At 67.8% G+C, this 12,954-nt stretch carries 11 protein-coding genes; all 11 read left to right on the plus strand.

Annotation, left to right across the window (positions count from 1 at the left end):
- The 11 genes from QE449_RS09845 (at position 1) to QE449_RS09895 (ending at position 12,954) form a co-directional block, all read left to right on the plus strand.
- Positions 1-489 (plus strand): DUF177 domain-containing protein, encoded by a 489-nt coding sequence (locus QE449_RS09845; protein ID WP_081821208.1) that lies wholly within the window; start codon positions 1-3, stop codon positions 487-489.
- Between the two features lie 81 nt (positions 490-570).
- On the plus strand, positions 571-753 hold the full coding sequence (rpmF, locus tag QE449_RS09850) for a 50S ribosomal protein L32 (RefSeq protein WP_027504976.1): 183 nt from the start codon (positions 571-573) through the stop codon (positions 751-753).
- Between the two features lie 2 nt (positions 754-755).
- Positions 756-1,538, plus strand: a complete 783-nt coding sequence (gene rnc / locus QE449_RS09855) for a ribonuclease III (RefSeq protein ID WP_027504977.1) — start codon at positions 756-758, stop codon at positions 1,536-1,538.
- Complete coding sequence (gene mutM / locus QE449_RS09860) at positions 1,531-2,415, plus strand: bifunctional DNA-formamidopyrimidine glycosylase/DNA-(apurinic or apyrimidinic site) lyase (protein WP_056445093.1); 885 nt, start codon at positions 1,531-1,533, stop codon at positions 2,413-2,415. The genes rnc and mutM overlap by 8 nt, the downstream gene beginning before the upstream one ends.
- Positions 2,416-2,651: 236 nt before the next feature.
- Complete coding sequence (gene kdpF, locus QE449_RS09865) at positions 2,652-2,750, plus strand: K(+)-transporting ATPase subunit F (RefSeq protein WP_222630725.1); 99 nt, start codon at positions 2,652-2,654, stop codon at positions 2,748-2,750.
- A 3-nt stretch (positions 2,751-2,753) separates the two neighbouring features.
- A complete protein-coding gene (gene kdpA, locus QE449_RS09870; protein WP_307108723.1) occupies positions 2,754-4,562 on the plus strand; it encodes a potassium-transporting ATPase subunit KdpA in 1,809 nt (602 codons plus the stop codon).
- Positions 4,559-6,649: a potassium-transporting ATPase subunit KdpB gene (gene kdpB, locus QE449_RS09875; RefSeq protein ID WP_307108724.1), complete on the plus strand. Its 2,091-nt coding sequence runs from the start codon at positions 4,559-4,561 to the stop codon at positions 6,647-6,649. Before kdpA ends, kdpB begins: the two co-directional genes overlap by 4 nt.
- A 2-nt stretch (positions 6,650-6,651) precedes the next feature.
- Positions 6,652-7,296 (plus strand): potassium-transporting ATPase subunit C, encoded by a 645-nt coding sequence (locus tag QE449_RS09880; protein ID WP_373428282.1) that lies wholly within the window; start codon positions 6,652-6,654, stop codon positions 7,294-7,296.
- A gap of 13 nt (positions 7,297-7,309) precedes the next feature.
- On the plus strand, positions 7,310-9,805 hold the full coding sequence (locus tag QE449_RS09885) for a sensor histidine kinase KdpD (RefSeq protein WP_307109700.1): 2,496 nt from the start codon (positions 7,310-7,312) through the stop codon (positions 9,803-9,805).
- Entirely contained in the window at positions 9,802-10,533 is a 732-nt protein-coding gene (locus tag QE449_RS09890) for a response regulator (protein ID WP_307108726.1), read from the plus strand. The genes QE449_RS09885 and QE449_RS09890 overlap by 4 nt, the downstream gene beginning before the upstream one ends.
- A 45-nt stretch (positions 10,534-10,578) precedes the next feature.
- Positions 10,579-12,954, plus strand: coding sequence for a lysylphosphatidylglycerol synthase transmembrane domain-containing protein (locus QE449_RS09895; RefSeq protein ID WP_222645364.1), 2,376 nt, complete (start codon positions 10,579-10,581; stop codon positions 12,952-12,954).

Consider the following 12,954-nt stretch of genomic DNA (forward strand, 5'->3'; position numbering starts at 1 on the left):
ATGATGCCGGTCGCTCGCACCGTTCCCTCCCCGTCGCGCATCGGTCTGGACCTGATCGCGATCCAGGAGGGGGCCGACATCGATCTCGATCTCCGGTTCGAGTCCGTGTCCGAGGGTGTGCTCGTCAGCGGCACGGTCGACGCCGACACCGTCGGTGAGTGCTCGCGGTGCCTCGAGCCGTTCACGTCACACGTGCAGCTCCACCTCACGGAGCTGTACGCGTACCCGAACAGCGTCACCGAGGCCACCACGGACGAGGACGATCTCTACCGGGTCGAGGACGACGCGATCGATCTCGAACCACTGATCGTGGACGTGGCGGGGCTCACCCTGCCGCTGCGACCCCTGTGCACCGAGGACTGCCAGGGACTGTGCCCGGAGTGCGGCATCCGCCTGTCGATTGCGGAACCGGGTCATGCGCATGAGACAATTGATCCTCGCTGGGCCGGTCTCGCGGCGAAGCTGCAGACCGACACCGACCAGACCTAGTCGGCCGGCGCACCCTGCGCCTGCACGACCCGTGCTTCACCAGCACGACATTGCACCGAACGAGTACGAGGAGAAGTAGAAGTGGCTGTTCCGAAGCGCAAGATGTCGCGGTCCAACACCCGATCGCGACGCAGCCAGTGGAAGACCACTGCACCCACCCTCATCACCTGCCCCAACCGCGGGTGCGGCGAGAAGACCCTGCCCCACACGGTGTGCCCGAACTGCGGCACCTACAAGGGTCGCCAGGTCACCGCGGCAGTCTGACGGTGACCTCACAGTCGCCAGCGACAGACCGGAGCGGCGAGGACGATCATGCATCGCTTCTCGCCGCTCTTGGCGTGTCTCTGGACCACGACCTGCTCGTCCACGCTCTCACCCACCGCTCGTACGCGTACGAGAACGGTGGGCTGCCCACGAACGAACGCCTCGAGTTCCTCGGAGATTCCGTTCTGGGTCTGAGCATCACCGAGCAGCTGTACAGCGCCCACCCCGACAAGTCGGAGGGCGAGCTGGCCAAGATCCGCGCGAGCGTGGTCAACATGCACGCGCTCGCCGAGGTGGCTCGCCAACTGGGTGACGGCGGACTCGGTGCGCACCTGCTTCTGGGCAAGGGCGAGGAGATGACCGGTGGGCGCGACAAGCCGTCGATCCTCGCGGACGGCATGGAATCGCTTCTCGGCGCCATCCACGTCGAGCACGGCATCGACGTCGCACGCGAGGTGGTGCTGCGTCTGTTCGACGCGTTGCTCGAGCGTGGACCGCGTCTCGGTGCCGGCCTCGACTGGAAGACCAGCCTGCAGGAGCTCACGGCCGAGAAGGGTCTCGGTGTTCCCGCGTACGAGATCACCGCGACGGGACCGGACCACGACAAGGAGTTCACGGCCACCGTGCTTGTCGGCGGATCGCCGCACGGGCAGGGCGTGGGTCGCTCGAAGAAGGAAGCCGAGCAGCGCGCCGCCAGCGCGGCCTGGAACGCTCTCAGTGAATCGGCCTCCGCAGCGCTGATCGCCGGCCCGACCCCGGAGATGTCGTCCGACCGGAATGCCTGAACTTCCCGAGGTCGAGGTGGTGCGACGCGGACTCGCGTCGCACGTCGTGGGGGAGACCCTCGTCGACATCGAGGTCCTTCATCCGCGTGCCGCTCGACGGCATCTCGAGGGAAGTCTCGATCTCCAGTCGCGACTGGCCGGCACCACCGTCGTGTCCGCCGAGCGCCGTGGCAAGTACCTCTGGCTCGTGGTCGCCGCGAACGACGACGCGACCGGGCCGCTCGAGTCGATCGTGGTGCACCTGGGCATGAGCGGGCAGATGCTCGTCCAGCCCGCGGACGCACCCGACGAGAAGCATCTCCGCATCCGCGCCCGACTGGGCAGCGGCACGGATCTGCGATTCGTCGATCAGCGGACGTTCGGCGGGTGGGCCGTCGCCGACCTCGTGGAGGTCGACGGCTCCCGGGTCCCGGTTCCCGTGGCGCACATCGCCCGCGACCCACTCGACCCCCAGTTCGACGCGGAGTCCGTGGTGACGGCGATGCGGGGGAAGCACACCGAGATCAAGCGCGCGCTCCTCGATCAGACCGTCGTGTCGGGCGTGGGCAACATCTACGCCGACGAGTCGTTGTGGCGCAGCAAGATCCACGGCAATCGACTCACCGATTCACTGACTCGCCCGGCGCTGCGCAGGTTGTTGAACAACGCGCACGCTGTCATGGGGGAGGCACTGGCGCAGGGCGGCACCTCGTTCGACGCGCTGTACGTCAACGTGAACGGTCAGTCGGGGTACTTCGACCGGTCACTGGCCGCATACGGCCAGGAGGGACTCCCGTGCCCTCGCTGCGGCGCTCCCATCCGCCGCGAGAAGTTCATGAATCGGTCGTCCTTCAGCTGTCCGAAGTGTCAGCCGGCGCCGAGGGTTCGGCGGGGATGATTCCGGTGCGTGGCGTAAAGATCGCATCAAAGCGCCTGCTCGCAGCGTCAACAGAGCGTCAGTAAGGCCGAGATGGGCGCGTAGGGGGTGGACGCTGGCGTAGCTGCCGAGCATCCGCCGGCAGGTCGTCGCCGTTTCACGAGGATTGCATCCATGGCTGACCTGGCCTACCTACTCACCGCGGCAGCAGGTTTCGCTGCGCTGGTGTTCACCGTTCTTCGACTCGGTCGATCCGCATGACCGCCGCTGGAATCGAGAGCGTGATGTTGATCGTGGTCTCCGCGGCACTTGCGGTGTACCTGCTGATCGCGTTGCTCGACCCCGAGAGGTTCTGAGCCGTGACTCCCGCACTTGCGGCCGGGCTTCAGATCGCGGCCGTCGTGATCGTGCTCGCTGCCGCCTACGTTCCCCTCGGCGACTACATGGCGCGCGTCTTCACCACTCCGCGAGATGAACGTGCTCGTGACGAAGTGGTCCGCTCTGCCGCACGACAGGCTGCGGGATCGACGATCACCACGACCACCACGCTCGACCCGCCGAAGCCGACGAGCAGGTCGGTATCGGCAACGGCGGACTGGCGGGTGGAATCTCTGCTGTATCGCGTGTGCCGGATCGACCCCCGCTCGGAACAGACGTGGGTCGGCTACGCCTTGTCGCTGCTGGGCTTCTCTGCTGCCGGCGTCGTCTTCCTCTATGCCCTCCAACGTGTTCAAGGTGTTCTGCCGCTGAACAACTCGCTGCCGGGCGTCAGCCCGTCGGTCGCGTTCAACACGGCAATCTCCTTCGTCACCAACACCAACTGGCAGTCGTACTCACCCGAGACGACGATGAGCAATCTGACTCAACCTCTCGGCCTCGCAGTACAGAACTTCGTCTCTGCCGCAGTCGGACTGGCTGTGGCCGTCGCGGTGATCCGCGGGTTCGTCCGTGTGCGCAGCGGAGGTGAACTCGGAAACTTCTGGGTCGATCTCACGCGCGGCGTACTGCGGATCCTGCTGCCGTTGTCGTTCGTCGTGGCGCTGATCCTGCTGACGCAGGGCGTCGTCATGTCGTTCCACAGTGGTTTCGCCTCGACGGGTCTGGACGGCAGCTCGATCACGAACGCACTCGCTCCTGTCGCCTCTCAGGAAGCGATCAAAGAGCTCGGTACCAACGGTGGCGGAATCCTGGCGGCCAACTCGGCGCACCCGTTCGAGAATCCGACGCCGTTGTCCAACATCGTCGAGATCATCGCCCTGCTGTTGATCCCGGTCGCATTGACGCGCACCTTCGGAACCCTCGTCGGAGAACGCAAGCAGGGTCTGTCGATCCTCGCCGTCATGGCGTTGCTGTGGGCCGGCATTCTCGCCGTGACCCTCGCTGCGGAATCCGGCACTCGCGGCGTCGCTGCGCAGGCTGCCGGCGCCATGATGGAGGGCAAGGAACAACGATTCGGCATTCCCGGCTCGGCCCTGTTCGCAGTCAGCACCACCGGAACATCGACCGGTGCAGTCAACTCCGCGCACGACGCCATGTCCCCGCTCGGCGGTGGAGTCGTCATCCTGAACATGCTCTTCGGCGAGGTCGCACCCGGCGGAGTCGGGACCGGCCTCTACGGAATGCTGGTCCTGGCCGTCATCGCCGTGTTCGTGGGTGGGCTTCTGGTCGGACGCACGCCCGAATACCTCGGGAAGAAGCTCGGCAGACGCGAGATCACGATGGCAGCGCTGTCGGTACTGGTCATGCCGGCGCTCGTTCTGATCGGGACCGGTGTCACGGTGATCCTCGGTTCCACCAGCGGAGCGCTCGGCAACAGCGGCGACCCTGGAACTCCGGGTTCGATCCACGGGTTCAGCGAGGTGCTCTATGCCTACGCCTCCGCGTCGAACAACAACGGAAGTGCGTTCGGCGGACTGACCGTGACCGACGACTGGTTCCAGACCTCCCTCGGCATTGCGATGCTGCTCGGCCGATTCCTTCCGATCGTGTTCGTTCTGGCTCTCGCCGGCTCACTCGTGACCAAGCGTCGAAGTCCGGCCGGACCCGGCACGCTCCCCACCACGGGACTGCTGTTCGCCGGTCTTCTCACCGGCACGATCGTCCTCGTCGCTGCGCTCACATTCTTCCCGGCGCTCGCGCTGGGCCCCTTCGCGGAGGCTTTGCAATGACCCTCGTCAACGACCATCCCACTCAGTCGGAGGCGACACCCGACGCCGGCGCGCCGGCTCCCGTCACATCCGGCTACTTCAGCCCCACACAGCTGTGGACCTCGTTGCCCACCGCATTCCGCAAGCTCGATCCGCGTCACCAGGCCCGCAACCCGGTCATGTTCGTCGTTCTGGTCGGCTCGGTCATCACCACTGTCATGGCGATCGCCGACCCGTCGGTGTTCTCCTGGCTCGTCACCGGGTGGCTCTGGTTCACCGTGGTGTTCGCGAACCTCGCCGAGTCCGTTGCCGAGGGTCGCGGCAAGGCCCAGGCGGCCAGTCTGCGCAACGTCAAACGGGACACGCTCGCGAATCGTCGGCTGCCCGACGGGTCCGTCGAGAGCGTGCCCGGCACCGAGCTGAAGGTCAGTGACGAGGTGGTCGTCACCGCAGGGGAGGTCATTCCCGGTGACGGTGATGTGGTCGACGGCATCGCATCGGTGGACGAATCCGCCATCACGGGTGAATCCGCACCGGTGGTGCGCGAATCGGGCGGTGACCGAAGCGCCGTCACCGGCGGCACGACCGTGCTGTCGGACCGGATCGTCGTGAAGATCACCGCCGCACAGGGTGAGACGTTCGTCGACCGGATGATCGCGCTCGTCGAGGGTGCGTCGCGACAGAAGACTCCGAACGAGATCGCTCTCAACATCCTGCTCGCGTCCCTGACCATCGTGTTCCTGCTTGCCGTCGTGGCCATCGGTCCCATGAGCATCTACGCGGGGTCGGCGCAGGATCCGGTCAAGCTCATCGCACTTCTCGTCTGCCTGATTCCGACGACCATCGGCGCACTCCTGTCCGCCATCGGCATCGCCGGTATGGACCGACTGGTGCAGCGCAACGTTCTGGCCATGTCGGGCCGCGCGGTCGAGGCCGCCGGCGACATCGACACCCTGCTCATGGACAAGACCGGCACGATCACCTTCGGAAATCGCAGAGCCACGGCACTGCATCCGGCACCCGGGGTCGATGTTCGGGAACTCGCCGACGCGGCTCGCCTGTCGTCGCTCGCTGACGGAACTCCCGAGGGACGCAGCATCGTCGAACTCGTCGCACGCGACTTCGGCGGGGATGTGGATCCCACAGCTGGGGGTGAGTTCGTTCCCTTCACCGCTCAGACCCGCATGAGTGGGCTGGACGTCGACGGTCGGCAGATCCGAAAGGGCGCCTCCGACAGCGTGTTCGCCTGGGTTCGCGAGCAGAGTGGCCACGCCGCCGACACTGCGGTACGTGATTCGGTCGAATCGGTGTCCGAAGCGGGCGGTACACCGCTCGTCGTCGCGGTCGCCGAATCCGGATCGAGCGCCCGAGTTCTCGGAGTCGTCGAATTGTCGGATGTGGTCAAGCCTCACATCGCCGAACGATTCGAACGGTTGCGCGCCATGGGCATTCGGACCGTGATGGTGACCGGCGACAACCCCCTCACCGCTCGGGCCATCGCTGCGGAAGCCGGGGTGGACGACTTCCTCGCCGAAGCGACACCGGAAGACAAACTGGCCTTGATCCGCCGTGAACAGAACGGTGGTCGGCTGGTCGCGATGACGGGGGACGGCACCAACGACGCTCCCGCGCTGGCTCAGGCCGACGTCGGCGTGGCGATGAACACCGGCACGTCCGCAGCGAAAGAGGCGGGCAACATGGTGGATCTCGATTCCGATCCCACGAAGTTGATAGAAGTGGTGGAGGTCGGAAAGCAACTCCTCATCACCCGCGGAGCGCTCACGACGTTCTCGTTGGCGAACGACCTCGCCAAGTACTTCGCGATCCTGCCGGCACTGTTCTCCACGGTGTATCCCCAACTCGACACGCTCAACATCATGCGGCTGGCAACTCCGCAATCAGCGATCGTCTCGGCCGTGGTGTTCAACGCCTTGGTCATCGTGGCGCTGATCCCTCTTGCGCTGAAGGGTGTTCGGTACACGCCGTCCACCGCGTCGACACTGCTCGGCCGCAACCTCGCCGTCTACGGCGTCGGCGGCGCGATCTCGCCCTTCATCGGTATCTGGCTGATCGACCTCGTGGTCCGACTCGTTCCTGGAATGGGCTAGCAATGCGTACATTTTCGGTGTTCTTCAAACAGGTCGTCGCCGGGTTCACGGTCCTGTCGGCGTTGACGGTGCTTCTCGGCATCGGGTACCCAGCGGCGGTGTGGGCGGTCAGCCGGATCGGGTCCGACTCGGCGGAAGGCTCACCCATCCGCGATGCCTCGGGATGTGTTGTCGGCAGCTCGCTCATCGGCGTCGACACCGTGGTCGCAGACGGACGACCCGATCCGTATTTCCACACGCGCGTCACAGGGTCGGTCGCCGACGACGACGCCTTTGCCGCGGGTGACCCCTCCGCCGCTCTCCCTCTGAACCAGGGTCCGAGCAGTGACACTCTCGCGTCGTTCATCGAGCAACGTCGCGCTGCGATCGCCGAGCGTGAGAACGTCGATCCGGCGGCGGTGCCCGTCGACGCGGTGACGGGTTCGGGTTCGGGTATCGACCCGGTCATCAGCCCGGCGTATGCAGAGCTTCAGGTCGCCCGCGTGGCGGCAGCAACAGGGAAATCACAGGACGAGGTGCGCACGCTGGTCGCGGAGAACACCGACGGTCGGCAGCTCGGTTTCCTCGGACAATCGGTGGTGAACGTCGCCACGCTGAACGTCGACCTGGGACTGACTGCACCCGACTGCTCGACCACGGGTGGATGATGAGCAGGTGAGCATGCACGCCGACGCCGCAGACGAACGCACGACTCCGGGGGGCAGGGGAGAACTGCGTATCTATCTTGGCGCGGCGCCGGGCGTGGGAAAGACGTTCGCGATGCTCGGCGAGGCGCACCGTCGCCAGTCCCGCGGGTGTGACGTCGTCGCCGGTGTCGTCGAGACTCACGGACGCACTCGAACGGCAGAGATGCTGGACGGCATCGCGGTACTGGCGCCGAAAATGGTCGAGTATCGCGGAGCCTCGGTGCCCGAACTCGACGTCGACGGAGTCTTGGCCAGAATGCCGGAATTGGTGCTCGTCGACGAACTGGCCCACACGAACACTCCGGGCAGTCGTAACGCCAAGCGCTGGCAGGATGTCGAGGAGTTTCTGGCCGCCGGGATCGACGTGGTGTCGACTCTGAACGTGCAGCACCTCGAGAGTCTCAACGACGTGGTCCAGCGCATTACCGGTGTGGTGCAACGGGAGACGGTTCCCGACGCCATCGTGCGGGCCGCAGCCCAGGTCGAGCTGGTCGACATCACCCCGGAAGCGTTGCGGCGCAGGCTGTCACACGGGAACGTCTACGCGCCCGAGAAGGTCGACGCAGCGCTCAGCAACTTCTTCCGACGGGGTAATCTCACTGCGCTGCGGGAGCTGGCACTGCTGTGGCTGGCCGATCAGGTCGACGCGGCGCTGGCCCGCTACCGTGCGGACAACGCCATCAAGGACACCTGGGAAGCGCGAGAGCGTGTCGTCGTCGCGGTGACAGGCGGACCCGAGTCCGACACTCTCGTACGCCGCGCCAGCCGGATCGCCGCGAAGTCCAGCGCCGAACTCATGGTGCTGCACGTGGTGCGAGGTGACGGGTTGGCGGGGGTGTCCGCCGCGCACATGGGTGCGGTGCGGACCCTGGCCGGCGGTCTGGGCGCCTCGATGCACAGTGTCGTCGGCGACGACGTGCCCATGACGTTGCTCGAGTTCGCCCGCGGGGTGAACGCGACGCAACTCGTGCTCGGAACGTCGCGCCGGTCACGGTGGGCACGGGCCGTCGACGAGGGCATCGGATCGACCGTGGTGCAGAACTCCGGCGCGATCGACGTCCACATGGTCACGCACGACCACGCCTCCACCGGAGTCCGGCGACTGTCGTCGCCGACCGTCCGGCGCCCCGTCGCCTGGATCGCCGCGCTCGCCGTACCGGCGGTGGCGGCGGGATTGATCTCGCTCGTGGACGACCTTCTCGATCTCGGCGGCGAGAGCGCGCTGTTCTTCATCGTCGTGCTGGCGGTGTCCCTGCTCGGCGGTGTGGCCCCCGCTATCCTGTCGGCGCTGTTCTCCGCCCTGCTGCTGAACTTCCTCTTCACCGAACCGCGCTACAGCTTCACCATCGCCGAGCCGGACAACTTCGTGACGACGGTGGTGCTGCTCGTCGTCGCCGTGGCGGTGGCCGTGCTCGTCGACGCGGCCGCCCGGCGGGCACGGGACGCCCGCAGCGCGTCGCAACAGGCGGAACTGCTGGCGCTGTTCGCCGGATCGGTGCTGCGTGGAGCAGACCTGCCCGCTCTGCTCGAGCGGGTGCGCGAGACGTACGGGCAGCGCGCCGTGGCGGTGCTGCGCTCGGGGCACGGCGTCGTCAGTGCAGTGGGGGAGAACCCGCCCACGAGCGTGGACGACGCCGACACCGCTGTGGAGGTGGGCGACGAGGAATTCGCCCTCGTCCTCGCTGGGCACCGCACCCGCGCGACCGACCGGCGTGTCCTCACGGCGGTCGCCAATCAGGCGGTCGGCTTGATCCGCCAGAGCGAACTGGCCGCGGAGGCGAGCACCGCCGCGGCCGCCGTCGAGTCGGACACACTGCGGCGGGCACTGCTGTCCGCCGTGGGACACGACCTGAGGACGCCGCTGGCCGCGGTCAAGGCCGCCGCCTCGAGTCTGCGCAGCGAGGACGTCACCTTCTCGCCCGAGGACACCGCGGAGTTGCTGGCGACGGTCGAGGAGTCGGCGGATCAGCTCACCGCGCTGGTGGAGAACCTGCTCGACTCCTCGCGCCTGGCCGCCGGCGTGGTGCGGCCGGTGTCGGCGCGTGTGTTCCTCGACGAGGTCGTGCACCGCGCCTCGGCCTCCGTCGGTCCGGCGCGGTCCCGCCTGCAGGTGGAGGTGGGAGATCTGTCGGTGCTGGCGGACGAGGGTCTGCTGGAGCGAGTGGTGGCGAATCTGATCGACAACGCGGTGCGGTACGCACCCCACGGCGAGATCCGCGTGTCCGCTCGTGTGGACGACGACCGCGTCCGGCTCGCCGTGGCCGACCACGGGCCCGGTATCGCGGACGGCTCGGAGGAGACCGTCTTCGACGCGTTCCAGCGGCTCGGGGATCGCGACAACACCACCGGCGTCGGCCTCGGACTGTCCGTGGTGCGCGGCTTCGTCGAGGCCATGCACGGCACGGTGTCGACGCAGCGCACCGTCGGCGGCGGGCTGACCGTCACCGTCGACCTGCCGGCGGCGTCGTGACCGAGGACGGGGGAGCGACCGAGACGCCGCGGCCGGGACCGCCGCCCACCCGTGTCCTCGTCGTCGACGACGAGCCGCAGTTGCTGCGGGCGCTGCGCATCAATCTCGGGGTGCGAGGCTACGACGTGTCGACGGCGTCGACCGGAGCGGGAGCTCTGCGCGCCGCCGCCGAGAGGCATCCGGACGTGATCGTCCTCGACCTGGGTCTGCCGGATCTCGACGGCCTGGAGGTGCTCGCCGGACTTCGCGGGTGGACCACCGTGCCTGTGATCGTGCTGTCCGCCCGTTCGGATTCCGGCGACAAGGTCGACGCGCTGGACGCGGGTGCGGACGACTACGTGACCAAGCCGTTCGGCATGGACGAGTTCCTCGCCCGGCTGCGCGTCGCGGTTCGGCGCGCCGCGCGCACGGCGGACGGCGACGGCGAGGCGGTCGTCGTGACCGACTCGTTCACCGTGGATCTGGCCGCGAGATCGGTGACGCGCGACGGGCAGCCGGTCCACCTCACCCCCACCGAGTGGGGCATGCTCGAGATGCTGGTGCGGCACCGCGGCAAGCTGGTCGGACAGCGAGAACTGCTGCGCGAGGTGTGGGGTCCGGCGTACGAGACCGAGACCCACTATCTCCGGGTGTATCTCGGTCAGCTGCGGCGCAAACTCGAGCCCGATCCGGCGCATCCACGCCACCTGCTGACCGAGGCCGGCATGGGGTATCGCTTCCGAATCTGATGCGCCTCACCGCCGGCGGCCCACCGCTCCGATAGGTTGGCCGGTGTGCTGGTCGACGGAAGAGACATCCCGGTCACCGGGAGCGTCCTGCAACCGTTGACCCGGCGAACGAGCGACATCCTGCGGGTCGTGACCGCGGCGATCGTCCTGGGGGCGATCGTCGTCGGTTCGTTGGTGACCCGCAACGAGTGGACCGCGCTGGAGCGCTCGATCTCCGACATCGTCGGCGTGCTCACCCCGAGCCAGTCCAATGCCGTCTATCTCGTGTACGGCGTCGCCATTCTGGCTCTTCCGTTCACCGTGCTCGCCGGACTGGTGGCGGCACGCCGCTGGCGGCTGCTCGCGGGTTACGTCGCTGCGGCCGTGGTGGCCGCACTGGCGTTGTCGGTCAGTGGCAGCGGGATCTCCGCGCCGAAGTGGCACATCGACGAATCGACGCGCCTGGACACCCTGCTCTCGCAGATCCTCGACGATCCGCGCTGGATCGCCATCGTCGCGGCCGTGCTCACCGTCTCCGGCCCGGGGCTGCCGATCCGCTGGAAGCGGACGTGGTGGGTGCTGCTGCTGGCTTTCGTCCCGATCCATCTGCTCATCAGCACCGTCGTCCCCGCGCGCTCGCTGCTCGGTCTCGCCGTGGGGTGGCTCGCCGGATCGCTCGTGATCTGGGTGGTGGGCACCCCGGCACTCGAGGTGCCGCTCGCCGAGGCCGTCCGTGCCCTGAAGCGCCGGGGAGTCGACATCGCCGGGTTCGTCGTCCTGCGCCCGGCGGGTTCGGGTCCCCTGGTGCTCTCGGGACGGATCGGGCCGGTGGGCCACGACGTCGTCGTCGAGCTGTTCGGTCCCAATCAGCGCAGCCGCGGCGCCCTGCGTCTGCTGCGCCGACTGGTGACTCTGCGGTCGTCGGAGAGCCCGCCCCTGCACGCCTCACAGCGCCGCGCGGTGGAGCATCGCGCGTTGATGGGCATCGCGCTGAACGACCTGGGCGTGGCGGCCTGTGTCCCGACGGCGGTGTCGGCCCTCGAGCGTGGCTGGGTCCTGTACGCCCACAGCGTTCCCCGCGGTCGGCGCGTGGACCCCGAGCGTCCGGAGGATGCGCACGCACTGTGGCGGACTCTGGGAGTGCTGCGCTCCCGGCAGATCTCGCACGGAGACCTCCGGGTCGACGACATCCGGATCGACGAGGACGGCACCGCATTGCTCGGTGGCTTCGACACCGCGGAACTCGGCGCATCGCAGGCCCAGTTGCACTCGGACGCCGCGCAGCTGATGCTGACCACCGCATCGCTGTACGGGCCCGACGTCGCCGTCGACGCCGCGATCGACAGGCTCGGCCCGGCGGACGTTCTCACCGCCTCACGCCGGCTGACGCCGTCCGCCATCCCGACCCGCGTGCGACGGGCGGTGCACGACGCCAAGGGGGTGCTCACGGCGACGCGAGACACGGTGCTGGCCCGGACCGGGACCTCGGCGATCGCCACCGAGCAGGTGACGCGGTTCTCGCGCAACCAGGTCGTGCAGTTGGTCCTGCTCATCGCGCTGGTCTACGTCGCGTATCCGTTCATCAGTCAGGTCCCGACCTTCGCCTCCGAGCTGGCCTCGATCGACTGGTGGTGGGCACTGCTCGGTCTCGCGATCTCCGCCGCGACCTATTTCGGAGCGGCCGCGGCGCTGTGGGCGTGCGCCTCGGGCGCCGTGGGTTTCCTGAACACGACGATCATGCAGGTGGCCAACACGTTCGCGGCGACGACGACTCCGGCGGGCGTCGGCGGACTGGCGCTGAGTGTGCGCTTCCTGCAGAAGGGCGGACTGACGCTCACGCGCTCGACCGCTGCGGTGGCGTTGCAACAACTGGTGCAGGTGATCTCGCACGTCACGTTGCTCGTCGTGTTCAGCGTCGCGGCGGGGCAGTCCGCCGACCTGTCCCGCTTCGTCCCGAGCGCCACGATTCTGTACCTCATCGCCGGTGTCGCGTTCGGCGCTCTCGGAGCCTTTCTCTTCGTGCCCACCCTGCGGCGCTTCCTGCGCACGGCGGTACGGCCCCAGCTCGCGGAGGTCTACTCCGACCTCTCGGAGCTCGTGCGCCACCCGGCACGCTTCACCGTCATCGTGCTGGGTTGCGCCGCAACGACTCTCGGTGCCGCCTTCGCGCTGTGGGTGAGCATCGAGGCGTTCGGCGGGGGCACCACCTTCATCACCGTCACCATCGTCACGATGATCGGCGGAACACTCGCCTCCGCAGCCCCGACGCCGGGTGGCATCGGCGCCGTGGAAGCAGCTCTCATCGGCGGTCTGGCGGCGTTCGGGTTGCCCGCCACCATCGCGGTGCCGTCCGTTCTGCTCTATCGCGTGCTCACGTGCTGGATCCCGGTGTTCCTCGGCTGGCCGATCATGCGGTGGTTGGCGCGCAAGGACATGATCTGA

Source organism: Rhodococcus sp. SORGH_AS_0303, from assembly GCF_030819335.1.
Taxonomy (GTDB): domain Bacteria; phylum Actinomycetota; class Actinomycetes; order Mycobacteriales; family Mycobacteriaceae; genus Rhodococcoides.